Here is a 24,750-nt window from a genome sequence, read left to right on the forward strand (position 1 = left end):
CCAACGCATCGGTACACCCCGCCCGACGCCGACTGGCACGCACGCACTTTCTGGCCGGCAGGTCTCCTGGCTGACAGGTCGGCGCCGGCTCCCGGCCTTCCCGGTGAAACCAGTGGCATGAGGGGGAGATCGGCTCGCTGTCTACAGTTGCGGGGGCAGCCACAGCGGCGCGCGAGGCGCCCTGTGTTCCCTCTTCGGCCCCGAGGGGCACCGGCGAACGAACGGCCGTAGGATACCCGATTTCGGCCGCGATTCGCGACCGGCCGGCCGTTCGCGGCGGGCGAAGCGGGCAACGATCGGGCGCGGGCGGGCCGGCGGATGAAACGCAGGGTGGAACACGGTACCATGCCGTTTTTCGCAATGCGGACGGCTGCACCGGCGCTTTCACGGCCGGCGGCGACACGATGGAATCGAACGATGGGGAAGGGTGCATGACGGCGTGGCTGACGGTAGTGGGCATCGGCGACGACGGTTACGCGGGGCTCGGACGCCACGCGCGGCGCGCGCTGCTCGACGCGACGCATGTGGTCGGCGCGAAACGGCATCTCGACATGCTGCCCGCCCGGCTGCGGGCCGCGCGCGAAGCTTGGCCGTCGCCGTTCGACCTGTCGGGGCTGCTCGCGCGCCGCGGCGCGCCCGTATGCGTGCTCGCGAGCGGCGACCCGATGCTGTTCGGCGTCGGCGCGACGCTCGCCCGCCAGCTTTCTCCCGACGAATGGCGCGTGCTGCCCGCGCCGTCGTCGCTGTCGCTCGCCGCCGCGCGCCTCGGCTGGGCGCTGCAGGACGTCGGCGCGGTGTCGCTCGTCGGGCGTCCGCTCGCGACGCTGGCGCGCCACCTGCTGCCGGGCCGGCGCCTGTTCGTGCTGAGCGCCGACGGCCGCACGCCGGCCGCCGTCGCGGCCGAACTCACCGCACGCGGCTTCGGACCGACGCGCGTCAGCGTGTTCGAGCATCTGGGCGGGCCGCTCGAGCGCCGTATCGACGGCCTCGCGCAGGACTGGAACGTCGATGAAACCGCCGCGCTCAATCTCGTCGCGCTGGACTGCCAGGCGGGGCCCGATGCGCCGCGCCGCGCGCTCACGCCCGGCCTGCCCGACGACGCATACCGCCACGACGGCCAGCTCACCAAGCGCGACCTGCGCGCGATGACGCTAGGTCGTCTTGCGCCGGCCCCCGGCGAACTGTTGTGGGACGTCGGCGCCGGCAGCGGGTCGATCGGCATCGAATGGATGCGCGCGCATCCATCCTGCCAGGCGATCGCGATCGAAGCGCATGCGGAGCGGCAGCGCTTCATCGAACACAACCGCGATACGCTCGGCGTGCCGGGCCTGCAACTCGTCGCGGGCCGCGCGCCCGCTGCGCTCGCGGGGCTCGCCGCGCCCGACGCGATCTTCATCGGCGGCGGCGCAACGGCGCCGGGTGTGCTCGACGCGTGCTGGGCGTCGCTGAAACCCGGCGGGCGGCTGGTCGCGAACGCGGTCACGCTGCAGGGCGAGACGGCGCTGGCCGCGTGGCGCGATGCGCATGGCGGCACGCTCACGCGCGTGTCGCTCGCGCATGCCGAGCCGCTCGGCCGCTTCGACACGTGGCGGCAGCCGCTGCCCGTCACGCTGTACGACGTGCGCAAGCCCGACGCGACAGACGCGGCCGGCTCGTCGCATATGTCGAACACGTCGAACCCAATGGACGCGTGATGCGCGACGAAACCCCCGAACAGCCCGCGCCGCTACGCTTCGGCTACACGACCGGCAGCTGCGCGACCGCGACGTCGCTCGCGGCCGCGCGGCTGCTGCTCGCAGGTCACGCGGACGACGCGGTCGAGATCGTGCTGCCGAAGGGACAGCGCGTGATGATGCGGCTCGAATTCTGCCGCGCCACGGCCGAGGGCGCCGAAGCCGGCACGATCAAGGATGCCGGCGACGATCCGGACGTCACGCACGGCGCGCTGATCTTCGCGCGTGTCGCGCTCGCGGCGGCGCCCGGCGTGCGCTTTCATGCCGGACCGGGCGTCGGCACGGTCACGCGTGCGGGGCTGACGCTGCCGGTCGGCGAACCGGCGATCAACCCGGTGCCACGCCAGATGATGACCACGCACCTCGAAGCGCTCGCCGCCGAACACGGCTACGCGGGCGGCTTCGACGTGACGATCGGCGTCGAAGGTGGCGAGGCGCTCGCGCTGAAGACGATGAACCCGCGCCTGGGCATCGTCGGCGGGCTGTCGATCCTCGGCACGACCGGCATCGTGCGGCCGTTCTCGTGTTCGGCCTATATCGCCTCGATTCATCAGGGCATCGACGTCGCACGGGCGAACGGCATCGCGCACATCGCCGCCTGCACGGGCAACGCGAGCGAGGACGCGATGCGCGCGCACTACCATCTGCCCGACATGGCGCTGATCGAAATGGGCGATTTCGCGGGCGCGGTGCTCAAGCACCTGCGGCGCGCGCCGGTCGCGCGCCTGTCGATGTGCGGCGGCTTCGGCAAGCTCAGCAAGCTCGCGGCCGGCCATCTCGACCTGCACAGCCGCCATTCGAGCATCGATCTGCCGCTGCTCGCGCAGTGGGCGGCCGAGGCCGGCGCGAGCGATGCGCTGCAGGCCGCGATGCGCGCCGCGAACACGAGTCAGGAAGCGTTGAAACTCGCGCAGGCGGACGGCGTGCCGCTCGGCGATCTCGTCTGCGCGCATGCGTTGCGGGTGGCGCGCGACATCGTGCCGCCGTCGGTCGCGGTCGAGATGTTCGCGATCGACCGGCAGGGCCGTTTCGTCGGGGAGGCGCGATGAGCCCGCGCATCCTGCTGCTCGGCGGCACCGGCGATGCGCTGAAGATCGCGCGCACGCTGGGCCCGCATCATGTCTACAGTCTCGCCGGTCTCGGCAAGGCGCCAGACGATCTGCGCTGCGACGTGCGCGTCGGCGGTTTCGGCGGCGCAGCCGGGCTGACCGCGTATCTTCGCGACGCCGGCATCGGTCTCGTGATCGACGCAACGCATCCGTATGCCGCGCAAATCAGCGCGAACGCCGCGGCGGCGACGCGCGCCGCGGGCGTGCCGCTCTGGGCGCTGCGACGCGCGCCGTGGACGCCGCAACCGGGCGACGACTGGCGGATGGTTGACGACTGGGCCGGCATCGAGGCCGCGCTCGCGCCGTTCAGGCGCCCGCTGTTCACGCTCGGCCGCGAGCCGCTCGCACATCTCGACGCGATCCCGCCGCACCAGTTCTGGCTCGTGCGCTGCCTCGATGCGCACCCCGGCAACGCCCGCGCGCAGGTCGTCGCCGCGCGTGGGCCGTTCACGCCCGAAGGCGAGCGCGCGCTGTTCGCGCTGGCCGGCATCGACGTCGTCGTCAGCAAGAACAGCGGCGGCGCGGCCACCGAGGCCAAGCTCGACGTCGCGCGCGAACGCAGGCTGCCGGTCGTGATGCTGCGCCGGCCGCCGCTGCCCGATGCCGACCGCGCGTTCGACTCTGTCGCGGCGCTCGTCGACGCACTCGATCCGGCCGCGCGCGCGTGACGCAACACAGCGGCTCATCCCACGAATTGACGGAGAAATTTCGATGACGGTGTATTTCATCGGCGCGGGCCCCGGCGACCCGGAGCTGATCACGGTAAAGGGCCAGCGCCTCGTGCGCACGTGCCCGGTGATCCTGTATGCGGGCTCGCTCGTGCCGGCCGCCGTGCTCGACGGTCATCGCGCGGAGCAGGTCGTCAACACGGCCGAGCTCGATCTCGACGCGATCGTCGCGCTGCTCGCGGCCGCGCACGCGAAGGGGCAGGACGTCGCGCGCGTGCATTCGGGCGACCCGTCGCTGTACGGCGCGATCGGCGAGCAGATCCGCCGCCTGAAAGCGCTCGGGATTCCATACGAAATCGTGCCGGGCGTGACGGCCACGGCCGCATGCGCGGCCACGCTCGGCGTCGAACTGACGCTGCCCGGCGTCGCGCAGACGGTGATCCTCACGCGCTTCGCGGGCAAGACGACGATGCCGGAGGGCGAAGCGCTCGGCGCGCTCGCCGTGCATCGTGCGACGCTCGCGATCCATCTTGGCGTGCGCCATCTCGCGCGCATCGTCGACGAAGTGCTGCCGCATTACGGCGCCGATTGCCCGGTGGCGGTGATCTATCGCGCGAGCTGGCCCGACGAGGAGCGCGTGACGGGCACGCTGGCCGACATCGTCGGCAAGGTACAGGGCACGCAGATCGAGCGCACCGCGCTGATCCTGGTCGGGCGCGTGCTCGACGCCGAAGGGTTCGCGGATTCGACGCTCTACGCGAGCACGGGCTGAGCGCGCCGGCCTTGGCATCGGCGCGCCCGGCCGGCAGGCCCGTCAGGCCCGCGCGATCTGCCGCATCTGCTTCGGCGCAAAGCCGGCCGCCAGCGCGAACAGCGCGATACACAGGCACGCCATCGCGATCCACGCGGGCGTGAGATCCGCCAGATGCTGGCGCGCGATGCCGGCCGCGAACGGAAACAGGCCGGCGATCAGATAGCCAATGCCCTGCACGAACCCCGTCAGCGACGCGGCATCGGCCGGCGTGGCCGCGTGGTCGACCGTGACGATCAGCGACAGCGGAAACAGCGCGCCGATCCCCGCGCCGAGCAGCAGCGCGGCCGGCAATGCGAGCGCGTCGGGCGCGGCCAGCATCACCAGCAACCCGACGAGCAGCGACGCGATCGCCGCATGCAGCGCAGGCCGGCGATCGGGCAGGCGGTCGATTGTCGCGGAAACGGTCAGCCCCGCGACGACTTCCGCGAACGTCACGCCGCCGAGCAGGCTGCCCGCCGCGGTCGGCGACCAGCCGAGCCGTGTGTAGTATGGCGGCAGCCACGCGAGCACGAGCGTGTAAGCACCCGTCGCGATGCCGAAGAACAGTGCGAGCCGCCACGCCCGCGGCGAACGCGATGGCTGCGCACCCGATACCGACACCGGGCCGGAGGCAAGCGCGTCGCCGCCCCGGCTGGCCAGCGGCCAGGCCAGTGCGGCCAGCGCCGCCGGCAACGCCCAGCCCGCAAGCGCGGCGAGCCAGCCCCAGCGCACTGCGGCGAACGGCGCGACGACGCTCGCGAGCACCGCGCCGCCCATGATCGACGTCGAATAGACGCCCATCGCGCCGCCGATGCGTGTCGCGAAATGCGCCTTCACGAAGCCGGGTAGCAACGCCTGCACCATCGCGATCCCGACGCCCGCGCAGCACGCGCTCGCGAGCAGCAGCCATGCGTGCTGCGCCCCGACGCGCGACGCGCAGGCCAGCGCGATCAACGCGACGCCGAGCCACACGCCGCCCGCGATCCCGGTGAGGCGCTGCAGGCGCCGCGCGCTCAGCGCGCCGAGCCCCATCAGCAGGATCGGGATCGTCGTCAGCAGGCTCGCCGCGCCGTCGCCGATGCCCGTCGCGCGCTGGATCATGTCGAGCAGCGGGCCGATCGCGGCAAGCGCCGGCCGCAGGTTCAGCCCGACGAGCACGACCGCGGCGAGCCGCCAGCCGGGGGAGATGAAGCGATTCATTGCAAGGCCCTCGATATCGGTGCGCGGCTGCCAGCCAGGCGCCGCACGTTTTTCAGGTAAAGTATCTCGACATCAAGATATATGGCGATTTATCTTGACGTCAAGATAACCGGTGAGCCGAGGAGGGTTAATGGATCGAGCCGAGCACGCGCTCGCGCAATGGCGTGTCGAGCGCCCGGATCTCGACGCGACGTCGATGGTGGTGATGGGGCGGCTGCAGGAAGCCGCGCTCGTGATCGCGCGCGATCGTCTCAATCCGCTGTTCGCGCGCTACGGCATGCAGCCGGGGGAATTCGACGTGCTCGCGACGCTGCGGCGCAGCGGCGCGCCGTTCGCGCTGACGCCGACCGCGCTGTACGACGCGCTGATGATGTCGTCGGGCGGGATGACCGCGCGCATCGACCGGCTGCAGAAGGCCGGCTGGGTCGAGCGCCGGCCGAATCCGGCCGACGGGCGGGGGACGCTCGTCGCGTTGACGCATGCCGGGCGGGCGTTGATCGACGAAGCGGTTGTCGCGCATATCGATAACCAGCGGGCGGTGCTGGCTGCGTTGTCAGAGACCGAACAGGCGCAGTTGTCGCGGCTGTTGGGGAAGCTGCTGGCGGGGTTGGAAGCCGGAACGCCGGAAGGGGAGGAAGGGAACTCGCGTTGAACAATGCGTGATGGAAACGTACGCGGCGGGCAAAAAGTTCTTCGTGAATTCTCGTGGACGTCGCGTGTCGACCCGGAGCGGCCTCACAGCTATCCTGCAAGCGGTCATTCAAAGTCCAAGGCGATCTCTGCGGTGGCCTTATACCAATCTAGAAAATTTTCGAACTCGCCGGCACATTCCCACCCTGGCGACGCGAAGTCATGAACAATCTGCACTCGTTCGCCCTTGCCCGTCTCCCAACAGGCTATGTCATCGCTACTCGTATCCCGGAAGAAAGGAACCAACTGCCGATCGGGATATCGCTTAGCCAGCCCTTCCAACCGAACGCGAAGCCACTTTCCCTCAAGTAGCTGCCACGGATCCAGATTCAGGATATTCAGTTCAACAGCTCGGACAAAGTGGCGCGGATAAGAAAACCATGTTGGTCGCTCAGTTTCATTAAGTAAATCGGGCATCACGGATTCACTCGCGGCAGTCATTGGGAGCAGCGTCGATCGCTGTGGTGATTGTTGCCGATACAAGACGCGAGGTCTACCGGCCGCTTCTGGCCGCGCTGTGCCACAAGATCGAAGGTGACGACCATAGCGTGTTTCTTTTGACCGATCGGGGTGGCCGCGGCAGGAAGCAGCGACCTCACGACGGTACGTCACGGCTCCGAACTTAGAGCGCAGAGTGCGGATTCAATTCCAAGAGTTCTCGCGCTAGTCCAACGGTAACAACCACGCCGCAGTCGTCGCAGACGCCGTCGTTTGTTTTCTTGCCGCAACACGGGCAATACCATTGCCCTATCTTAGTCAACGGCGGCTGGCCGGGAGCACGCTTTAGCATGAGTTCCTCGAACCGCGCTCGAACAGAGACGCTGAAGAGCGCACCCGAAGAAGCGCATCGAAGTTCCCCTCCCAGTGCGATCGTGAGTTTGGCGGAGCAATATGGGCAATTCATTGGTACGCGACAAATGACCGAGTTGATTGTCGACAATAATGCGGGGCATGTCGAACGTCTGCAACTGGCCGAATACCGACGGTCTCCCGGCGTTCCCCGGAGATCGGCAATGGTCAAAAAAAACCCGCCGCGCAATGCGGCGGGCGGCGGGCGGCACAAATCATGGGCCGTAGCTCGCACGGCGCGTACCCGCGCAGCGGATCAACCCCGCGCCGGAATATTGAGCCCACGCTCGACAGCCGGCCGCGCAACGAACGCGTCGAGCACCCGCTTGACGTTGCGGAATTCGCTGAAGCCCACCAGATCGCCCGCTTCATAGAAGCCAACCAGATTGCGCACCCACGGGAAGATCGCGATGTCGGCGATCGTGTACGCATCGCCCATCACCCACTGGCGGTTCGCGAGATGCGCGTCGAGCACGCCGAGCAGGCGCTTCGATTCGGCGACGTAGCGGTCGCGCGGGCGCTTGTCCTCATAATCGCGGCCGGCGAACTTGTGGAAGAAGCCGACCTGGCCGAACATCGGCCCGATGCCGCCCATCTGGAACATCACCCACTGGATCGTCTCGTAGCGGCCCGCGAGATCCTTCGGGATCAACTGGCCCGTCTTGTCCGCCAGATAGATCAGGATCGCGCCCGATTCGAACAGTGGCAGCGGCTGGCCGTCGGGGCCGTTCGGATCGATGATCGCCGGGATCTTGTTGTTCGGGTTCAGCGACAGGAATTCGGGCGACAACTGGTCGTTCGTGTCGAAGCGCACGAGGTGCGGCTCGTACGGCAGGCCGGTTTCCTCGAGCATGATCGACACCTTGACGCCGTTCGGCGTCGGCAGCGAGTAGAGCTGGAGGCGGTCGGGATGCTGGGCCGGCCACTTTTGCGTGATCGGGAAGGCGGACAGATCGGGCATGAAGGTTCGCTCGTCGAAGTGAATGATCCACGCTGCGTTCGCGCCGCCGCGCTCGCGCACGGTTCGCGGCGCGGCGGCGGGGCGCAGCGCGCCGAAAGCGCCCACTGTAGCCGATCACCGGAATCGATGCAGGCGCCGGCTGCGCACGTGCCTGCGCCGCGTGGCCCGAAGCCGTCAGAAGTTGTGCCGGGGCCCGACCATCGCGGCCGTCGTACCGACGCCCGGCGCGACCGGCTGCCCATACATGAGCATCTGGTCCATCATGCGGCGATTGTTCACGTGGCCGACCTGCGCGTAGACCTTCGTCCGCTTCGACGTGCTGTAGTCGGCCGCGAGGACGACCGCCGTCGACCGGTTTTCAGCATCGACCGCCTCGTCTGGTGCTATGATTTCGAGCGGTGCGGTGCCGCGTGAAAATGCGGACTAAGCCACTGATTTGTTATCGTTTTTAATGGAATGCCATCATGGCCCCAAAAAGAAAGGTGCTGTACGGGGTTGAACTGAAACCCCGCACGATTATTCGCCCCACGACCGAGGTCAAGGCTTCGACCGAAACCGAGAAAAGCGATGTCCTTCGAGCAGCCCGGAAAGTCATTTCCGAACACCGGGACGTGCTGATCGCATTGAAGGACCGCTGATTTGCTGGATCTCGATTACGTCATCACGATCCACGACGAAATCATTCGAGACCTCGGCGGTCTGAGCGGGTTTGCGCATGCCGGGCGTGGCGGTGTCGAAGCCGCCTTGCACCGGGTTGAAAATCACGTCCATTACGCCGGTCTCGACGACGTGTTCGGCATTGCGGCGACCTATGCCGTCGCGATCGCGCGCGGCCATGTATTCAATGATGCAAACAAGCGCACCGGGCTGACGTGTGCATTGACGTACATGGAGCGACAAGGCATCTCGATGCCCCGTTTGGCTGATCTCGAAGATCTCATGGTTGACGTTGCGGACGGCAGCGTCACAAGCGAAGAGCTGGCCGAGTATTTCAGTGCGGTCTGGGAAAGTTCGCTTTCTCGCTGAAGCGCCCCACGGATTCATTCTTCTGCGGTGCTGCCGCAGTAACTGCCCATCGGTCATTCCGCAGACTGTCGCTCGAAAGCATCACGCTCTCGCTGCTCATACGTTGACATATGACGTCTTAACAGCACTGACTGACATACCGGGGCTTCCTAGGCATGCTGTTACGGAAGCTTTTTGTCAGGGAAAGTCCCGCCCCGCATCCCGCGGTTTTTTGTTGACCGACATCGTATAACGCCGTCATGATTTCCTGACAAGAAAGGTCCCATCCACCGACCGAAGTGAGGAGACATGAACACCACCCCGATCGCTCGCCGTGTCCGCCGGATCGCACTCGCACTGGGCTTCGCGCTGTCGGCCGCCGCGGCCGTTGCCGCCCCCGTATCGCTGAACATCGTCGACGTCGCAGGCAACCTGCAGCTCACGCAGAAGGCCATCGAGGCGTTCAAGGAGAAGAACCCGAATCTCGTCGCGAACGTCACGTTCACGAACGCGCCCGCGCCGCAGTTGCCGGGCAAGATCAAGGCGATGCAGGCGGCGGGGCGCGCCGACATCGACCTCGTGCTGACGGGCACCGACGCGCTCGCCGCCGGCATCGAGCAGAACCTGTGGCAGAAGCTGCTGCCCGACAACGCGGCCGCGCTCCCCGGTGTGCTCGACAAATACGCGCCCGGCCCGCGCAAGATGCAGGATCTCGCGCAAGGCTACGGCCTCGAGGTCACCTACATGCCGGCCGGCCCGCTGCTCGAATACAACCCGGCGAAGGTCAGCGACCCGCCGAAGACGCCCGACCAGCTGCTCGCGTGGTGCAAGGCGCACCCGAACAAGCTGATCTATGCGCGCCCGGCGAACTCCGGCCCCGGCCGCACGTTCCTGATGGGGCTGCCGTACGTGCTCGGCGACAAGAGTCCGCAGGACCCGATCAACGGCTGGGACAAGACCTGGGCGTTCCTGAAACAGTTGAACGAATGCGTGCCGTACTACCCGGGCGGCACGTCGGCGGTGATGAAGGAGCTCGGCGAAGGCACGCGCGACATGACCGTGACCGTCACCGGCTGGGATCTCAACCCGCGCGCGCTCGGCATCGTGCCGGCCGAATTCAAGATCCAGGCGTTCGACAACATGACGTGGGTCAACGACGCGCACTACATGGTGATCCCGAAGGGCGTGCCCAAGGAAAAGCTCGACGTGCTGTTCAAGCTGATGAACTTCCTGCTGGAACCGGCGCAGCAGGCGATGACCTACGACGACGGGTATTTCTATCCGGGCCCGGCGGTGAAGGGCGTGACGCTCGAGATGGCACCCGCGCACAGCCAGGAAGTCGTGCGCAAGTTCGGCCGCCCCGAATACGCGAAGCTGCTCGCCGATCGTCCTCACGTGCAGCCGCTCAACGCGCAGGCGATGGTCGCCGCGTTCCAGAAATGGGATCGCGAGATCGGTTCGCAGAAATCGAAGTGACGCCTGAACCGGCGGGCGCCGCGGCGTCCGCGTCGATGGAGTTCGTGGAATGAAGCACAGTTTCGAACGGTTGCGGCTCGACGGCGTGTGCCGCAGTTTCACCAATGCGCAAGGCGCGCAGGTCGCCGCGCTGGACGGGCTCGACCTCGAGATCCGGCGCGGCGAGTTCATCGCGCTGCTCGGCCCGTCGGGCTGCGGCAAATCGACCGCGCTGAACTGCATCGCGGGGCTGCAGCCGCTCACGCGCGGCGGCATCTGGCTCGACGACACGCGCATCGACGTGCTGCCGCCCGAGCGTCGCGGCTTCGGCATGGTGTTCCAGAACTACGCGCTGTTCCCGCACATGTCGGTGCTCGACAACGTCGGCTTCGGCCTCAAGATGCGCGGCGTGCCGAAGCAGGAAACGCGGCGGCGCGCGCAGCAGGCGCTCGAGCTCGTGCAGCTCGTCGGTCACGAAGGCAAGCTGCCCGGGCAGTTGTCGGGCGGGCAGCAGCAGCGCGTCGCGATCGCGCGTGCGATCGTGATCGAGCCGCCGCTCGTGCTGATGGACGAGCCGCTGTCGAACCTGGACACGAAGCTGCGCATCGAGATGCGCGCGGAGATCCGCCGCATCCACACGCAGCTCGAACGCGCGACGATCTACGTGACGCACGACCAGGACGAGGCGCTGTCGATGGCCGACCGTATCGTCGTGATGAAGGAGGGCGTCGTGCAGCAGGTCGCGTCGCCGAAAGACGTCTACACGCGCCCGCACAATCTGCATGTCGCGCGCTTCATGGGCTATCGCAACGTGCTGCCGTTCACGCTCGAAGGCATGGCCAGCGATTACGTGAACGTCGCGTCGGGCGGCGTGCGCCTCGCGGGCGTGCCGATGGCCGGCTTCGACGCGAAGGAGGTCGTCGTCGCGCTACGCCCCGACGACATCGAGCGCGCGGAACAAGGCGCCGACAATGCATTCGACGCGACCGTCGAGACGGTCGAGTACGGCGGGCGCGACTCGCTGATCCGCGCGATCACGCCGTTCGGCGCGATCTGGGCGCGCGTGGCCGGCGAGTTCACGGAAGGCGAGCGCTTGAGGCTGCGCGTGGCGCCGGCGCGCACGCTCGTCTATGCGGGAGACGGGCAATGAACGGGCTGCGCCACGCGGCGCGCGCGGCGGCGTCCCGCCCGGAGGCCGCATGAGCACGCTCGCGACCGGCGGCGCGGCGCGCGACGCGAAAGCCTGGCTCGTCACGCCGGCGCTCGCGTTCATCGCCGCGCTGTTCATCTATCCGTTCGCGTACGGCCTCGTGCTGTCGTTCCAGCCGATGAACGGCGGCGGCGCGCTTGCGAACTACGTGCAGTTCTTCACCGACACGGCGATGTGGCCGACCGTGCTCGTCACGCTCAAGCTCGCGGTGCCGGCCACACTGCTCAACGTCGGCATCGCGGTGCCGGTCGCGTTCGCGCTGCGCCGCCATTCGCCGTACCAGAAGTTCGTCACGACGCTGCTCGTGATTCCCGTCACGCTCGGCACGGTGCTCGTCGCCGACGGGATGCTCACGTACTTCGGGCCGAACGGCTGGTTTCCGCAGGCGCTGCAGGGGCTGCACCTGTACACCGACGAAGTGCGCCTCACGCACAACTACTGGGGCGTGCTGCTGTCGCTGATCGTGTCGGGCTTTCCGTTCGCGTTCCTGCTGATGCTGTCGTACATCAGCGGCATCGATCCGACGCTCGCGCGCGCGGCCGCGACGCTCGGCGCGAACCCGTGGCAGCAGTTCCGGCAGATCTACCTGCCGCTGCTCGTGCCGGGGCTCACGATGGCCGCGTGCCTGTCGTTCGTGCAGGCGTTCTCGGTGTTCCCGTCGGCCGTGTTGCTCGGCGCGCCGGCCGGGCCGACGCGCGTGATCTCGATCGCGGCGGCCGAAGCCGCGTTCGAAAGCTACGACTATTCGCTCGCATCGGCGATCGCGATCGTGATGGGCTTCGCGCAGTTGCTGGTGGTCGCGTCGATGCTCGGCGCGCGCCGCTTCTTCTACACGGGTGCGGTAACGGGAGGCAAGGGCTGATGGCGACCGACAATCATGCCGCTCGCACGTGGCCGCCGAAGCACGACGCCCCCGATGCGCGGCCCGTCGATGCAAGGAAACCGCACCGGATGAAAAGCAATCTCGCCGGCCGCGCATGGAAGGCGCTCGTGTGGGGGCTGATGGCGTTCTTCCTGCTGAACGTGATGCTGCTGATCGCGACCGTCGCGGTGAACTCGGTCGCGACGCGCTGGTTCGGCACGCCGCTGCCGCAGGGCTTCACGCTGCACTGGTATGCGAAGGCATGGGAGGATTTCCAGCTCGCGAGCGTGCTGTGGGTGACCGTCGAGGTCGTCGGCGCGGTCGTGCTGCTGTCGATCGCGCTCGGCGTGCCGGCCGCGTATGCGCTCGCGCGCGTGCAGTTTCGCGGCAAGCGCTTCGCGCTGCTGGTGTTCCTGCTGCCGCTGATGGTGCCGCCCGTCACCTACGGGATCCCGATGGCGACCGTGATGTACAAGATCGGGCTCGCGGGCACGCTGCCGGGCGTGATCCTCGCGAATCTCGTGCCGGCGCTGCCGTTCGTGATCCTCGTGATGACGCCGTTCATCGAGCAGATCGATCCGAACCTCGAAGCCGCCGCGCGCACCTTCGGCGCGAACACGTGGCGCTATTTCCGCTACGTGCTGCTGCCGCTGCTGGTGCCCGGCATGCTCGCGGCCGGGTTGCTCGTGCTCGTGCGCACGATCGGGATGTTCGAGCTGACGTTCTTCACCGCGGGTCCGAGCACGCAGACGCTCGTCGTCGCGCTGTATTACGCGGTGTTCTCGACCGGCGTGCGCGCGCCGCAGTCGATCGACGCGATGGCGATGATCTACATGGCGATCACGCTCGTGTGGGTCGTGATCGCGCTGCAGTTCGTCAGCCCGACGCAACTCGTGAGCCGCGTGAAGCAGGAACGGCAGTAGGCCAGGGCGTCGCACGATCGCGCGCGGGCGCCGTGTCGCCCAGCCGCCGTGCAATTGGTTACAAATGGATACCGCGCACGACGCGCGGACGTTGCAGACTACGCGGCGTTCACCCGATCGACGGATATCCATGAAGTTTCAACTGCTGCTGACCCTCGCCGGCGCGTCGACGCTGCTGGCCGCCTGCAACCTGCTTCACGACGGTCCCGGATCGAGCGACGTCGACGCCGCCGTGCGCCGCGCGCTCGAAGCGGAAAACCACGGCGGGCTGAACGCGCTGTTCGGCCAGCCGCTGCCCGTTTCGGCCGACGTCGTATCGGCGAAACCCGACGGTGACTGCAAGAAGCTCGGCGATCGCACGTACTCGTGCGACGTCGTGGTCACGTGGCGCAACGCCGATTACTCGCCGTCGCGCGCGAACCTGACCTTCGTGAAGGCGGCCGACGGCTCATGGCAGACGTCGGGCGTCGACGCGGCGCTCGTGACGGGCACCGCGAAGTCGCTGATCGACCATATCGGCAAGGCGTGGCCGGGCAATGCGGCGAGTGGCGCTTCGGCGCCGCAGTGACGCGCCGGCGGCGAGCCTTCTTCTCCTTCCTCGTTTATGCGGCCCCATCCGCGCGGGCCGCGGTGACATGTTTTTGATGAAAGGGCGCGACCATCGCGCCTATCTTGATTTGAACGCATCCTCGGTATGCGGGCAGGATTATAGGGAAAACCCTTATCTCAAGGTATAATTCCGGGCTGAGAGAAAGGTCAAGATCATGCCTGAACGTTTCCAAGCCCTTGAAAAATTTGTGTTTTCCCTCGTCGTGATGTCCGCGGTCGTGTGCTCGGCCTTCCTCGCGTACGAGCGTCACCCCGAGATCAAGATCGCGCTGCACGAAGGCGAGGCGCTGATGCGCGAGAGCGCCAAGTACTCGGTCATCTGCTCGCCGTCGAAGGTCGACCCTTGCGTCGAGATGTCCGCCTACTGAGCCGGTTTTCCGCTTTTCGGACTGGCCTGATATCGACATCCTTGCCGGTCTGAACGCGTTGAAGTAGCGCCCATCAGATAGTCGGAAACCCGCCGCCAGACAGGGCCGAGGCACGAACCCTTCACGTGCCGGGTCGCTGGCGCAAGCAGCCCCGCATTCAGTCGGCCCCGCTTCGAGCAATCGAGCGGGGCCGTTCCGTTCGTGCGTGTCACACGACATGCCGCGGCTCGCCGCCGACGAACGCGGCGACGTTGTCAACGAGCTGATCGGCCAGCGTCTGCATTGCCTCGTCGCTCGCCCACGCGACATGCGGCGTCAGGATGAACGCCGGATGCGACAGGATCGCGTGAAACGGATGCGCGGCCGGCAGCGGCTCCTGCGTGACGACGTCGAACCCCGCGCCCGCGATCTGCCCCGACTGCAACGCCTCGACGAGCGCGCTTTCGTCCACGAGCCCGCCGCGCGCGGTATTGATCAGCAGCGGCCGGCGCGCCATTCGCGCGAATGCGCGGGCGTCGATCAGGTGCCGCGTCGCGGGCGTGAGCGGGCAGTGCAGCGTGATCACGTCGCTGTCGCGCAGCAGCGTGTCGAACGGTGCATGGCCGTCGCGCGCGGTGTCGCCGTGTGCCGCGAACAGCACGCGCATGTCGAGCGCCCGCGCGATGGCGGCCACCGCGCGCCCGAGCACGCCGTCGCCCACGATCCCGAGCGTCGTACCGGCCAGGTCGCGAATCGGGTGATCGAAAAAGCAGAACTGTCCGCTGTCGAGCCAACGCCCCGCGCGCACCGCGTCGCGATAAGCGACGAGGCTGCGACGCAGCGCGAAGATCAGCGCGAACGTGTGCTCGGGCACCGTGCGCACCGCATAGCCGCGAATATTGCTCACGACGATCCCGCGTGCCGCGCACGCATCGAGATCGACGATGTCGGTGCCGGTCGCGGCGATCGCGATCATCCGTATCTGCCGCGCATCGGCGAGGGCCGTCGCGTCGAGCCGCACCTTGTTCGTCACGACGATGTGCGCGTCGCGGATGCGCGCCGCGACCTCGTGCGCGGCCGTCCGGTCGAATGTCTGCAAGGCGTGCGGAAACGGAAATCGTTTCAGCACGGTCTGCGGCGACAGCGTCGCCCGGTCGAGGAACACGATCTTCGCGGGAGCGGAAACGGAAAACATGGCGGTCTCGCTGGCAGGCGCCCGATGGCGCGGAACGGCCTCGATTCTGCCGGCGGCGCGCGCGCCGTCGTTTGACCGTTGCGCGAGCGCGCTTTCCCGGATGGAAAGGCTGGCGCGTCCCGCTTGGCCGATACCGCGCTCGCGCCGTCGCCTGCCTTTCCGTTTCGGAAAGGCGGGTTGACCATCGAGCGATTTTCGCCGGGCGCGAACGCCGTCATGATCGCCGTCATCGACAACGCGATTTCATCGGAGACAGTCATGACACGCCCCCTGGACGGCATCCGCGTGCTGGAACTCGGCCAACTGATCGCCGGGCCGTTCGCGGGCCGGATGCTCGCCGAATTCGGCGCGGACGTCATCAAGGTCGAGCCGCCCGGCGTCGGCGACCCGCTGCGCAAGTGGCGGCTGCTGCACGACGGCACGTCGGTCTGGTGGGCCGTGCAGTCGCGCAACAAGACCTCGCTCACGCTCGATCTGCGCACGCCCGAAGGACAGGACGTCGTGCGCCGCCTCGTCGCGGAGACCGACGTGCTGATCGAAAACTTCCGGCCCGGCACGCTCGAAGGCTGGGGGCTCGGCTGGGACGCGCTGTCCGCGCTCAACCCGGGGCTCGTGATGCTGCGCGTGTCGGGCTTCGGACAGACGGGCCCGTATCGCGACCGCCCCGGCTTCGGCGTGATCGCCGAGGCGATGGGCGGCCTGCGCCACCTCACGGGCGAACCGGGCCGCACGCCGGTGCGCGTGGGCATCTCGCTCGGCGATTCGCTGTCGGCGCTGCACGGCGTGATCGGCGTGCTGCTCGCATTACGGCATCGCGAGCAGCAGGGCGGCAAGGGTCAGGTCGTCGACGTCGCGCTGTACGAATCGGTATTCAACATGATGGAAAGCCTGTTGCCCGAATATGCGGCGTTCGGCGCGGTGCGCGGGCCGGCCGGCAGCAGCCTGCCGGGGATCGCGCCGACCAACGCGTACCGCTGCCGCGACGGCCGGTACGCGCTGATCGCCGGCAACGGCGACAGCATCTTCCGGCGCCTGATGGAACTGATCGGCCGGCCCGATCTCGGCAACGATCCGGCGCTCGCGCACAACGACGGGCGCGTCGCGCAGGTCGCGCGCATCGATGCGGCGATCGGCGAATGGAGCGCGCGCCACGACCTCGACGACGTGCTCGCCGCGCTGAACGACGCGCGCATTCCGTCCGGACGCATCTACGACGTGGCCGACATCGCGGCCGATCCGCACTACCGTGCGCGCGACATGATCGTCGACGCCGCGCTGCCCGACGGCACGCCCGTGCTCGTGCCGGGCATCGTGCCGAAACTCGATGCCACGCCCGGGCGCATCGAGCGGCCGGCCCCCGCGCTCGGCGCGGATACCGACGCGGTGCTCGAATCGCTCGGCATCGATGCGGCGACGCGCGACGACTGGCGCACGCGCGGCGTGATCTGAAACAGCCATCGGAACGAAGACATGAATCCGCATCCGCAACGCCTCCACATCCACGAAGTCGCGACCCGCGACGGTTTCCAGAACGAAGCGGCGTTCGTCGACACCGACGACAAGATCGCGCTCGTCGACGCGCTGAGCGCCTGCGGCTACGCGAAGATCGAGGTCACGTCGTTCACGTCGCCGAAGGCGATTCCCGCGCTGCGCGACGCGGAAGCCGTGATGCACGGCATCGCGCGCGCGCCGGGCGTCGTCTATACGGCGCTCGTGCCGAACGTGCGCGGCGCCGAGCGCGCGCTGTCGTGCGGCGTCGACGAGGTGAACCTCGTGATGTCGATGAGCGAGCGCCACAACCGCGCGAACCTGCGGATGACGCGCGAGCAGTCGTTCGCGCAGTTGCGCGACGTGATCGACGCGGTGCGCGGCACGGGTGTCGCGATCAACGTGTCGCTGTCGACCGCGATGGGCTGCCCGATCGAAGGCGACGTGCCGGCCGAAACCGTGCTCGCGTGGATGCAGCGCTTCGCGGATCTCAGCGTGCACGGCTTCACGCTGTGCGACACGACGGGCATGGCGTTTCCGTCGCAGGTGCGCGACTTGTCCGGACGTGCGCGCGAGCGATTCCCCGCGTTGCAGCTCACGCTGCACTTCCACAACACGCGCGGGATGGCGCTCGCGAATACGCTCGCCGCGCTCGACGCCGGCATCGACCGCTTCGACGCTTCGCTCGGCGGGCTCGGCGGCTGCCCGTATGCGCCGGGCGCGACCGGCAACGTCTGCACCGAGGAACTCGTGCACATGCTCGAACTCGACGGCTACGATACGGGCATCGACCTCGCGGCCGTGCTCGCCGCGGCCGCACGGCTGCCCGCGCTGATCGGGCATGACGTGCCGAGCCAGATCCTGAAGGCCGGGCGCCGCTCGGACCTTCATCCGCCGCCGCGCGCCGATGCCGGCGGCAAGCCCGCGCAACGCGCGTTCTCGTGAACAGCAACAGAAACAGGAGCGAATGCCATGGCGCTGATCGACCACCTCGATCATCTCGTGCTGACCTGCGTCGATCCGGAACGGACGAAGCATTTCTACACCGAGGTGCTGCAGATGCAGCTCGAAACCTTCGGCGCGGGCCGGCTCGCGTTCCGTTTCGGCAACCAGAAGATCAACCTGCACGTGCGCGGCGCGGAATTCGAGCCGAAAGCGCACGTGCCGGTGCCGGGCGCGCTCGACCTGTGCTTCATCGCGTCGGTCCCGCTCGACGACGTGATCGCGCACCTGCGGCGCGTCGACTGGCCGATCGTCGAAGGGCCCGTCGAACGCACCGGCGCGACGCAGAAAATCCGCTCGGTCTACGTGCGCGATCCCGACCTGAACCTGATCGAAATCTCCGAGCCGATCTGAATTGCCGGGCTCGGTCGCCCGCGCGGGCGCCGGCCCGCCGCGCGCACGGCGTCGCAGTCCTTCGCCGAAAGCGGACAGGCACGCGCCGCGCCCGCCGATTCCGGATAGCCGTGCGCGGCCGCGCTGCGGATAATGGCGCCACGGCGTCGGCCCGGCCGCCGCCTTCGCCGCGCGCACGGACAGACCTGCCGCGCGCATCCGCAACCCGATCCAGGCGCTTCCCGAATGACGATCCTCTATCGCGGCATGGACCGTGCGGCGCTCGACGCCGCGTACCTAAACACGAGGGCTGTTCCCGATTTCCCCGCGCTGCTCGCGTCATGCCAGGCGCGCAGCGCGGCGCTGTACGCGGCGACGCCCGGCCGCCGCGACCTGCGTTACGGCGCGCAACCCGCGCAGCGCTTCGACTGGCTGCCGTGCGGGCAGCCCGACGCGCCGCTGTTCGTGTTCATCCACGGCGGCTACTGGCAACACTGCACGAAAGAGGATTTCGCGTATGCGGTGAGCGGGCCGCTCGCGTGCGGCTACGACGTCGTGCTCGCCGAATACACGCTCGCGCCGGTCGCGACGATGACCGATATCGTCGGCGAGATCGGCGCGCTGCTCGACCATCTCGCGGCCGACCGCGACGGCCTCGGCATCGCGGGGCGGCCGATCCACCTGAGCGGCCATTCGGCGGGCGGCCATCTGACGGCCATGCATCGCACGCATCCGGCCGTCGTGTCGGCACTGGCGATCAGTCCGCTCGTCGATCTCGAACCGATCGCGCTGTGCTGCCTGAACGACAAGCTGCAGCTCACCGCGCGGGAGGTCGACGCGTACAGCCCGTTGCGCCATGTCGGACCGGGCGCGGCGACCGTCGTGGCAGTCGGCGACGCCGAACTGCCCGAACTCGTTCGGCAGGCGGACGAATACGCGACGGCGTGCGAAGCCGCCGGCGAGCGGATCGCCCGCGCGTGGCTGCCCGGCATGCAGCACTTCGCGGTGCTCGACGATCTCGCGACGCCCGACGGCGCGATGCTCGCCGCATTGCACGCCATCGCGCCGCGCTAGCCGCGCCGTATCGTGCGTATCGCATGCGCACGGCCCGGCGTATGATCGGCGTCAGGCCGGCGCGATGATGACGCCCCCGCACGGCCTTCCCAGGACCCCCGACATGGTGAACCCGCTTCATTTCGATCTGCAGTCGCTGCGCGTGTTCGCGCTCGTCGCCGAGCACGGCAGCCTGACGAAGGCGGCCGAACACGGCCAGCTCACGCTGTCCGCGGTCAGCAAGCGCATCGCCGAACTCGAAAGCGTGACCGGCAGCGCGTTGTTCGTCCGGCACGCGCGCGGCGTCGAGCTGACGCCCGCGGGCCGCGCGCTGCTCGATCATGCGGCGAAGGTGATCGAGCAGGTGAACCGGATGGCGCACGAGATGAGCGACTACGTCGCAGGCGTGCGCGGCCATATCCACGTGTGGACCAACACGTCGGCGATCGTCCAGTTCCTGCCCGCCGATCTCGCCGCGTTCCTCACCGGCAACCCCGGCATCAAGGTGAGTCTCGAGGAGCGGCTGAGCCACGAGATCGTCGACGCGATCGCGTCGGGCAAGACCGATCTCGGTGTATTCGCCGACAACGTGCCGGCGCCCGGCATCGACCGGCGGCTGTACCGGCGCGACGAGCTCGTGCTGCTCGTGCCGCGCACGCACCGGTTCGCCGTGCGCGACAGCATCCGCTTCGCGGATACGCTCGACGAGGACTACGTGGGCCTGAGCGATGGCAGCTCGCTGCTCGCGCGCATGACCGACGCCGCGTTCGCGGCCGAGCGCTCGCTGAAGCTGCGGATCCAGGTATCGAATTTCGACGGCGTGAGCCGGATGATCGAGGCGGGGCTCGGCATCGGCGTGCTGCCGCGCGATGCGGTGACCGGCGAGCGCGCGGCGCGGCTCGGTGTCGTGAAGCTCGACGACGCGTGGGCGACGCGCACGCTATGGGTCGGCGTGAAGGCCGGCGCGGTGCTGACGACCGACGTCGCGAAGCTGTTCGATTTCATGTCGGCGCGCCGAATGCGATGAGGCGATGAAACGGCGACGCACGGGGCACGCGTGCGTGCGCCCCGTGCCGATCGCCGCGTCAAACCGGATTGATCTCGTCCTGACTGCGCCGCGTGGTGAGCGGGCCGAGCACGCGCAGCGTGACGGCGACGATGCCGAGTGCGACCGAAATCACGCCGAACATCGCGCCCGCGCCGTAGTCGACGAGCACCGGCAGCAACACGAACGGCAGCGCGCCGCTGACGATGCGCGACAGCGCATAGGTGCTGCCGATCGCCGTCGAACGCGCGCCGGCCGGGAAAATCTCGGCCTGGTACACGTGATACGCGTTGCTGAACACGTTGGACGCACACGTCGTCAGGAACCCGAAGCCGACGATCAGCACGGTATGGCCGGAATACGCGAAGCACAGCCCGAACACCGCGATCGACAGGATCGACACGATCACGAGCGTGCGGCGCTCGATCCAGTTGAGCAGCGGAATCGACAGCAGCGAGCCGATCGGATAGCCGATGAACGACAGCGCGATGAACAACGTGCTGTCCGTCACGTCGAAGCCGCGGCTTTTCACGACGGTGCCGGCCAGCGTGCCGAACCCGTAATAGCCGAAGCCCTGGAACAGGTGAAAGATCGCCAGCATCACGTAGCGCGCGCCGTACGGACGGCGACGCAGCAGCGCGATGCGCTCGCCGAGCCCGAGCGGCCGCTGCGGCTGGACCGGTTCCGCGAAATGCTCGGGCACGGGCACGCCGGCGCTTTGCGCGAAACGCCGCAGCGCCGCGTGCGCATCGGCCGTGCGGCCTTGCGCGAGCAGCCAGCGCGGGCTTTCCGGCAGCCGGTGCTGCACGAGCAGCACGTACACGGCGCCGAGGCTGCCGACCGCGAGGATGATGCGCCAGCCCGCGACGCCCGCCACATGCAGCGGGTTCAGCCACAGCGCGAGAAAGCCGACGAGCGGCACCGCGACATACGAAGTCGTGTAGGCCCACGCGGCGAGCCGCCCGCGCTTGTCCTTCGGCAGGATTTCGGACAGGAAGCTGTCGGCGACCGGATAGATCGCGCCGACGCCGATGCCGGTCAGGAACCGGCAGGCCACGAGCATGTCGGCACTCGCCGAAAACGCACCGACCAGCGAGAACGCGCTGTACCACCCGAGCGTGAGCAGGAACGCCTTGCGCCGGCCGATGCGGTCGGCCAGGCTGCCGAGGCACATCGCGCCGACGAACATGCCGATGAACGCGGACGCCAGCAGCAGCTTGAAATCGGCGCTTTGCCGGCTCAGCCCGTATTCGTGCTGCAACGCGGAGCCGATCGTACTGACGAGAAAGATCTCGTACATGTCGAAGAACAGCCCGATGCCGATTACCCAGACGACGAAGCGGTGCAACGCACCGACCGGCAGATCGTCCATGAAATCGCCGAGCGTGACGCGGCGGGCGGGGAGGGGCGTTGCGTCGACGCCGGCGCCTGCGGAGGCGGCCGACGTGCGGGCGGACGCGCGTGCGCCCGCATGGCCGTCGAGGTCGAGGGATTGGCTGTTCATCGTGTCTCCTGATTATCGATATGCGGTGGCGCTGGGCTGGCCGTTCTTAGCCGGCGTCACGCGTCGGCCGCACGATGCGACGCCAGGCATCGCCAGGCAGGTGCAAGAGGCGGCCATGCGGGCTGCGCCGATCGTCCGACACATGGTGGGCAAATCGGCGGCACGTGATAATTGAGGATGTTTCAAGCATCCTTTCCCGAGCAGAAAGGGTAGGGAGCGCGCGGTGGACACGATTCGCGCGGCAGGCCGTTGCAGCCTGCGTGGCGGGCGGATGCGTATCGAAAACGATGCGCACCCGCGCCATCCGGCGAGGCCGGGAAAACCATGACGCCAGTGGCGTGGCCGCCGGCGCAACCGCCGCCGACGACCACACGGTCGTGCTCAATCGACCGGCACGAACGCCGTCCCATGAAACACGCGCACGGGGTTCCCGCGCGCCAGCGCAAAGTGTTGCATCCGCCGCTGCCGGCGCGCGTCCGACGCATGACGATCGGCTTCCTGCTGCAAACGCACGTGCAGCAATTGCAACGCCAGACGCTTATTCGCATGCTGGCTGCGCTCGCTTTCCACGCGTACCGACAGGCCGGTCGCGACATGGGTCGCGCGGATGGCCGAGCTCGTCTTGTTCACGTGCTGGCCACCGGGCCCGCGCGCACGCATCGCTTCGAACCGCACGTCGCTGTCCGGCAGCGGCTGCGCGTCCGCACAGCGCGTGACGCCGATGAACCAGTTCTTGCGTGGATGGCGTGACCGGTACGGACTCGCGCAAATCCATTGCAGCGTGCCCGTCCACCGCTGCGCGAGCGCCTGCGCGGCATCGCCGTCGAGATCGACCAGTGCCGAACGCAGCGTGCCGGGCAGGTCGCCCGGCTGCACATCGAGCACCGTGACGATCACGCACCGCGCATCGGCTTCCGCCTGCAGACGCCGCAATGCATGCGCCGCGGCGAGCTGACATTCGAGTGGCCCCAGTGCCGAAGAAATCTGCATCAGCATCGGTCGCCCGCCCCGGAGGTCTTGTAGGTCAGCACCGGCGCGAGCCGTGCGAGCCGACGCAGCAGGCCGGCCGCCTCGAGCGCGTCGACGACGCTGTCGATCGGCTTGTACGCCTGCGGCGCTTCGTACAGCAGGTCGCGATCCTCGCAGACGACGTGGCTGCCGAGCGCGGTGCGCGTGAGCTGCGACGGCGTGAAGCGCCGCTCGAGGCGGCCCTTGCAATCGCCGCGCGCCCACTTGCGGCCCGCGCCGTGCGCGAGCGACGCGAGGCTCGCCGCATCGTCGGGCCGCCCCGGCGCGACCAGATAGCTGTAGTCGCCGCGCGAGCCGGGAATGACGACGGGCCCCGCATCGGCCGGCGTCGCACCTTTGCGATGCAGCCAGCCCGATTCGCCGTCGACGGTCGCGCGGCTCACTAGGTTGTGGTTCACGTCGAGCACGCAGCGGCCATCGCTGCGCCAGCGCGCCAGCATGCGCCGCGCGATCAGGTCGCGATTCGCCACGGCATAACGTAACGCCGCATCGTGACGCGCAAGGTACGCGGCGCATGCGGCGTCCGACTCGCCGAGGCCGTCGTAGCCATGCTCGCGCATGTGCTGCTCGAGAATCGACTGGCCGAAGCCGCGCGACCCGCTGTGCACGAGCAACAGCAGGCGGTCGCGATCGAGATCGAGCGCCTCGACGGCCTCGGCGTCGTACACCGTGTCGATGCGCTGCGCCTCCGCGAAATGATTGCCGCTGCCGATCGTACCGAGCGACGCGGCAAACGCATGATCCGCGAAGCCCGCAGCCGCGATCAGCGGCTGCCAGCCGGCATCGGGCGTCGCGTCGATCGAGCCGAGCCGGCTCGCGAGCTTCGACGCACCGACGCGCCGCGCATCGAGCGCGGTTTGCCAGAGCGCCATCCCGCAGCCGATATCGCCGCCGATCAGCGCCGGATAGAGCCGGCCGGTCGAAAAGAACGCGGCGCCGACCGGGTAGCCGCGTCCGGGATGAAGATCGGGCATGCCGGCGACGCGCCGCATGCCGGGGAGGGTGGCAGCCTGTTCGAGCTGCCGGATGGCCTCACCTTCGATCCAGGTGGTGGCGCAAGCGCACAGCGTGATGCACTCGGCCAGGTATTGCATGGAATTGCCCATGGAGGTTTCCGTTCGATGAAAAGGAAGAACGGCGGGCCATGGCGCGGACAGTGCACATGCGCTGTCCGACATCGGAAGTCGGGAGGAGGGCGGCACGACCGGACCGGAACGATCCGGCGCATCGCGATGACGGCGATGCGATGTGCTGCGTGGCGTGAGCGATGAAACGAGCGGACGCGAAAAACCCGAACTACGACCCGCGACGGGAGGAGCATTGGCGTGACGTCATGATGTTCTTCTCCTTGCGAGTGAGGGGTTGATCGGAATGGCGGCGACTCTAGCATGCACGCAACCGGCGCAGCAAGCGGACGACGCGATGCCGGCGATCGATTCGGCGCGTGATGTGGCGAAAAACACACACATAGGATTCCGGATCGTTCATGTATCGATCACCGGTGCGGCGCGTCGCAGCAGGCGTTCGACGCGTTCGGCAGGCCGCAATGGACGCACCCGGTCGCGCTTGACACCGCAAAAACCGTTTCGTAGCATCCGCCTGCTTCATCCCTGAACCCTCATCGAACCGGTGATCCAAGTGCCCGCAATCATTCGTCCCTTCGCCTGATACGCCGACGACTGCCGTC

The 24,750-nt window shown here is 68.1% G+C and carries 25 protein-coding genes, 1 pseudogene and 1 riboswitch; of the genes and pseudogenes, 18 read left to right on the forward strand and 8 right to left on the reverse strand.

Going from position 1 to position 24,750, the window contains the following annotated elements:
* Positions 1-39: 39 nt before the first annotated feature.
* Positions 40-230: riboswitch (cobalamin riboswitch) on the reverse strand.
* Positions 231-431: 201 nt separating this feature from the next.
* Genes WS64_RS07130 through cobM form a run of 4 tightly spaced genes read left to right on the forward strand, consistent with a single transcriptional unit; the run spans position 432 to position 4,282 of the window.
* Positions 432-1,694 carry a bifunctional cobalt-precorrin-7 (C(5))-methyltransferase/cobalt-precorrin-6B (C(15))-methyltransferase gene (locus WS64_RS07130; RefSeq protein ID WP_060966106.1) on the forward strand — a complete coding sequence of 421 codons (1,263 nt, stop codon included), beginning with the start codon at positions 432-434 and terminating at the stop codon, positions 1,692-1,694.
* Complete coding sequence (locus tag WS64_RS07135) at positions 1,694-2,782, forward strand: cobalt-precorrin-5B (C(1))-methyltransferase (protein ID WP_059643378.1); 1,089 nt, start codon at positions 1,694-1,696, stop codon at positions 2,780-2,782. Before WS64_RS07130 ends, WS64_RS07135 begins: the two co-directional genes overlap by 1 nt.
* Complete coding sequence (locus WS64_RS07140) at positions 2,779-3,510, forward strand: cobalt-precorrin-6A reductase (RefSeq protein WP_060966107.1); 732 nt, start codon at positions 2,779-2,781, stop codon at positions 3,508-3,510. The genes WS64_RS07135 and WS64_RS07140 overlap by 4 nt, the downstream gene beginning before the upstream one ends.
* A 43-nt stretch (positions 3,511-3,553) precedes the next feature.
* Positions 3,554-4,282 (forward strand): precorrin-4 C(11)-methyltransferase, encoded by a 729-nt coding sequence (gene cobM, locus WS64_RS07145; protein ID WP_060966108.1) that lies wholly within the window; start codon positions 3,554-3,556, stop codon positions 4,280-4,282.
* Positions 4,283-4,324: 42 nt separating this feature from the next.
* On the opposite strand, the gene WS64_RS07150 is transcribed toward cobM, so the two are convergent.
* Entirely contained in the window at positions 4,325-5,503 is a 1,179-nt protein-coding gene (locus tag WS64_RS07150; protein WP_060966109.1) for an MFS transporter, read from the reverse strand.
* 130 nt (positions 5,504-5,633) lie between these two features.
* Between WS64_RS07150 and WS64_RS07155 the strand changes: the two genes are divergently transcribed.
* Positions 5,634-6,155 (forward strand): MarR family winged helix-turn-helix transcriptional regulator, encoded by a 522-nt coding sequence (locus WS64_RS07155; RefSeq protein ID WP_059584044.1) that lies wholly within the window; start codon positions 5,634-5,636, stop codon positions 6,153-6,155.
* Between the two features lie 104 nt (positions 6,156-6,259).
* On the opposite strand, the gene WS64_RS32480 is transcribed toward WS64_RS07155, so the two are convergent.
* The 3 genes and pseudogenes from WS64_RS32480 to WS64_RS35180 all read right to left on the reverse strand — a co-directional run.
* Positions 6,260-6,610, reverse strand: coding sequence for a hypothetical protein (locus WS64_RS32480; RefSeq protein WP_081059274.1), 351 nt, complete (start codon positions 6,608-6,610; stop codon positions 6,260-6,262).
* Positions 6,611-7,298: 688 nt separating this feature from the next.
* Entirely contained in the window at positions 7,299-8,003 is a 705-nt protein-coding gene (locus WS64_RS07160; protein ID WP_060966913.1) for a glutathione S-transferase N-terminal domain-containing protein, read from the reverse strand.
* Positions 8,004-8,177: 174 nt separating this feature from the next.
* Positions 8,178-8,366: pseudogene (locus tag WS64_RS35180) on the reverse strand (porin); the annotation flags it as partial.
* Between the two features lie 101 nt (positions 8,367-8,467).
* On the opposite strand from WS64_RS35180, the gene WS64_RS34865 reads away from it, so the two are divergent.
* From WS64_RS34865 to WS64_RS07195, 8 genes are all read left to right on the forward strand, one after another.
* On the forward strand, positions 8,468-8,641 hold the full coding sequence (locus tag WS64_RS34865) for a hypothetical protein (protein WP_167351613.1): 174 nt from the start codon (positions 8,468-8,470) through the stop codon (positions 8,639-8,641).
* Between the two features lies 1 nt (position 8,642).
* Entirely contained in the window at positions 8,643-9,029 is a 387-nt protein-coding gene (locus WS64_RS07165; protein ID WP_060966110.1) for a type II toxin-antitoxin system death-on-curing family toxin, read from the forward strand.
* A 288-nt stretch (positions 9,030-9,317) separates the two neighbouring features.
* Positions 9,318-10,484 (forward strand): ABC transporter substrate-binding protein, encoded by a 1,167-nt coding sequence (locus WS64_RS07170; protein WP_060966111.1) that lies wholly within the window; start codon positions 9,318-9,320, stop codon positions 10,482-10,484.
* A gap of 49 nt (positions 10,485-10,533) precedes the next feature.
* Positions 10,534-11,613 (forward strand): ABC transporter ATP-binding protein, encoded by a 1,080-nt coding sequence (locus WS64_RS07175; RefSeq protein WP_060966112.1) that lies wholly within the window; start codon positions 10,534-10,536, stop codon positions 11,611-11,613.
* Between the two features lie 49 nt (positions 11,614-11,662).
* Positions 11,663-12,535, forward strand: coding sequence for an ABC transporter permease (locus WS64_RS07180; protein ID WP_059585335.1), 873 nt, complete (start codon positions 11,663-11,665; stop codon positions 12,533-12,535).
* The gene (locus WS64_RS07185; protein ID WP_060966113.1) at positions 12,535-13,458 is read left to right on the forward strand and encodes an ABC transporter permease; all 924 of its coding nucleotides are present in this window, start codon (positions 12,535-12,537) and stop codon (positions 13,456-13,458) included. Before WS64_RS07180 ends, WS64_RS07185 begins: the two co-directional genes overlap by 1 nt.
* Before the next feature lie 130 nt (positions 13,459-13,588).
* Positions 13,589-14,026 (forward strand): hypothetical protein, encoded by a 438-nt coding sequence (locus WS64_RS07190; protein WP_059643406.1) that lies wholly within the window; start codon positions 13,589-13,591, stop codon positions 14,024-14,026.
* Positions 14,027-14,222: 196 nt separating this feature from the next.
* Positions 14,223-14,435: a hypothetical protein gene (locus WS64_RS07195; RefSeq protein WP_059585338.1), complete on the forward strand. Its 213-nt coding sequence runs from the start codon at positions 14,223-14,225 to the stop codon at positions 14,433-14,435.
* A gap of 208 nt (positions 14,436-14,643) precedes the next feature.
* Here WS64_RS07195 and WS64_RS07200 read toward each other — a convergent pair whose 3' ends face one another.
* Positions 14,644-15,609 (reverse strand): D-2-hydroxyacid dehydrogenase, encoded by a 966-nt coding sequence (locus WS64_RS07200; RefSeq protein WP_059643414.1) that lies wholly within the window; start codon positions 15,607-15,609, stop codon positions 14,644-14,646.
* A 258-nt stretch (positions 15,610-15,867) separates the two neighbouring features.
* Here WS64_RS07200 and WS64_RS07205 point away from each other — a divergent pair, with 258 nt between their 5' ends.
* The 5 genes from WS64_RS07205 (at position 15,868) to WS64_RS07225 (ending at position 20,512) form a co-directional block, all read left to right on the forward strand.
* Positions 15,868-17,058 (forward strand): CaiB/BaiF CoA transferase family protein, encoded by a 1,191-nt coding sequence (locus WS64_RS07205; RefSeq protein WP_060966914.1) that lies wholly within the window; start codon positions 15,868-15,870, stop codon positions 17,056-17,058.
* A 21-nt stretch (positions 17,059-17,079) separates the two neighbouring features.
* Positions 17,080-18,042, forward strand: a complete 963-nt coding sequence (locus tag WS64_RS07210) for a hydroxymethylglutaryl-CoA lyase (RefSeq protein WP_060966114.1) — start codon at positions 17,080-17,082, stop codon at positions 18,040-18,042.
* Between the two features lie 27 nt (positions 18,043-18,069).
* The gene (locus tag WS64_RS07215; protein WP_034207330.1) at positions 18,070-18,453 is read left to right on the forward strand and encodes a VOC family protein; all 384 of its coding nucleotides are present in this window, start codon (positions 18,070-18,072) and stop codon (positions 18,451-18,453) included.
* Positions 18,454-18,678: 225 nt separating this feature from the next.
* On the forward strand, positions 18,679-19,506 hold the full coding sequence (locus WS64_RS07220) for an alpha/beta hydrolase (protein WP_060966115.1): 828 nt from the start codon (positions 18,679-18,681) through the stop codon (positions 19,504-19,506).
* A 103-nt stretch (positions 19,507-19,609) separates the two neighbouring features.
* The gene (locus WS64_RS07225; protein ID WP_060966116.1) at positions 19,610-20,512 is read left to right on the forward strand and encodes a LysR family transcriptional regulator; all 903 of its coding nucleotides are present in this window, start codon (positions 19,610-19,612) and stop codon (positions 20,510-20,512) included.
* 58 nt (positions 20,513-20,570) lie between these two features.
* Here the strand turns inward: WS64_RS07225 and WS64_RS07230 are convergent, their stop codons facing one another.
* The 3 genes from WS64_RS07230 to WS64_RS07240 all read right to left on the reverse strand — a co-directional run bounded on the left by WS64_RS07230 (position 20,571) and on the right by WS64_RS07240 (position 24,169).
* Positions 20,571-22,034: an MFS transporter gene (locus tag WS64_RS07230; RefSeq protein WP_060966117.1), complete on the reverse strand. Its 1,464-nt coding sequence runs from the start codon at positions 22,032-22,034 to the stop codon at positions 20,571-20,573.
* Positions 22,035-22,415: 381 nt separating this feature from the next.
* The gene (prfH, locus tag WS64_RS07235) at positions 22,416-23,024 is read right to left on the reverse strand and encodes a peptide chain release factor H (protein WP_347876629.1); all 609 of its coding nucleotides are present in this window, start codon (positions 23,022-23,024) and stop codon (positions 22,416-22,418) included.
* Positions 23,024-24,169 carry an RNA ligase RtcB family protein gene (locus WS64_RS07240; RefSeq protein ID WP_060966119.1) on the reverse strand — a complete coding sequence of 382 codons (1,146 nt, stop codon included), beginning with the start codon at positions 24,167-24,169 and terminating at the stop codon, positions 23,024-23,026. Before WS64_RS07240 ends, prfH begins: the two co-directional genes overlap by 1 nt.
* Positions 24,170-24,750: the final 581 nt, after the last annotated feature.

Origin of the sequence: Burkholderia anthina (assembly GCF_001547525.1) — a bacterium.
In the GTDB taxonomy this organism is placed as follows: Bacteria; Pseudomonadota; Gammaproteobacteria; order Burkholderiales; family Burkholderiaceae; genus Burkholderia; species Burkholderia semiarida.

Coding starts and splice junctions, on each gene's coding strand:
- WS64_RS07240 (WP_060966119.1), bottom strand. CDS start 24,169: ATGGGCAATTCCATGCAATACCTGGCCGAGTGCATCACGCTGTGCGCT.
- WS64_RS34865 (WP_167351613.1), top strand. CDS start 8,468: ATGGCCCCAAAAAGAAAGGTGCTGTACGGGGTTGAACTGAAACCCCGC.
- WS64_RS07170 (WP_060966111.1), top strand. CDS start 9,318: ATGAACACCACCCCGATCGCTCGCCGTGTCCGCCGGATCGCACTCGCA.
- WS64_RS07135 (WP_059643378.1), top strand. CDS start 1,694: ATGCGCGACGAAACCCCCGAACAGCCCGCGCCGCTACGCTTCGGCTAC.
- WS64_RS07185 (WP_060966113.1), top strand. CDS start 12,535: ATGGCGACCGACAATCATGCCGCTCGCACGTGGCCGCCGAAGCACGAC.
- WS64_RS07160 (WP_060966913.1), bottom strand. CDS start 8,003: ATGCCCGATCTGTCCGCCTTCCCGATCACGCAAAAGTGGCCGGCCCAG.
- WS64_RS07200 (WP_059643414.1), bottom strand. CDS start 15,609: ATGTTTTCCGTTTCCGCTCCCGCGAAGATCGTGTTCCTCGACCGGGCG.
- prfH (WP_347876629.1), bottom strand. CDS start 23,024: ATGCAGATTTCTTCGGCACTGGGGCCACTCGAATGTCAGCTCGCCGCG.
- WS64_RS07205 (WP_060966914.1), top strand. CDS start 15,868: ATGACACGCCCCCTGGACGGCATCCGCGTGCTGGAACTCGGCCAACTG.
- WS64_RS07175 (WP_060966112.1), top strand. CDS start 10,534: ATGAAGCACAGTTTCGAACGGTTGCGGCTCGACGGCGTGTGCCGCAGT.
- WS64_RS07195 (WP_059585338.1), top strand. CDS start 14,223: ATGCCTGAACGTTTCCAAGCCCTTGAAAAATTTGTGTTTTCCCTCGTC.
- WS64_RS07210 (WP_060966114.1), top strand. CDS start 17,080: ATGAATCCGCATCCGCAACGCCTCCACATCCACGAAGTCGCGACCCGC.
- WS64_RS07190 (WP_059643406.1), top strand. CDS start 13,589: ATGAAGTTTCAACTGCTGCTGACCCTCGCCGGCGCGTCGACGCTGCTG.
- WS64_RS32480 (WP_081059274.1), bottom strand. CDS start 6,610: ATGCCCGATTTACTTAATGAAACTGAGCGACCAACATGGTTTTCTTAT.
- WS64_RS07215 (WP_034207330.1), top strand. CDS start 18,070: ATGGCGCTGATCGACCACCTCGATCATCTCGTGCTGACCTGCGTCGAT.
- WS64_RS07225 (WP_060966116.1), top strand. CDS start 19,610: ATGGTGAACCCGCTTCATTTCGATCTGCAGTCGCTGCGCGTGTTCGCG.
- WS64_RS07230 (WP_060966117.1), bottom strand. CDS start 22,034: ATGAACAGCCAATCCCTCGACCTCGACGGCCATGCGGGCGCACGCGCG.
- WS64_RS07140 (WP_060966107.1), top strand. CDS start 2,779: ATGAGCCCGCGCATCCTGCTGCTCGGCGGCACCGGCGATGCGCTGAAG.
- WS64_RS07155 (WP_059584044.1), top strand. CDS start 5,634: ATGGATCGAGCCGAGCACGCGCTCGCGCAATGGCGTGTCGAGCGCCCG.
- WS64_RS07180 (WP_059585335.1), top strand. CDS start 11,663: ATGAGCACGCTCGCGACCGGCGGCGCGGCGCGCGACGCGAAAGCCTGG.
- WS64_RS07130 (WP_060966106.1), top strand. CDS start 432: ATGACGGCGTGGCTGACGGTAGTGGGCATCGGCGACGACGGTTACGCG.
- WS64_RS07150 (WP_060966109.1), bottom strand. CDS start 5,503: ATGAATCGCTTCATCTCCCCCGGCTGGCGGCTCGCCGCGGTCGTGCTC.
- WS64_RS07220 (WP_060966115.1), top strand. CDS start 18,679: ATGACGATCCTCTATCGCGGCATGGACCGTGCGGCGCTCGACGCCGCG.
- cobM (WP_060966108.1), top strand. CDS start 3,554: ATGACGGTGTATTTCATCGGCGCGGGCCCCGGCGACCCGGAGCTGATC.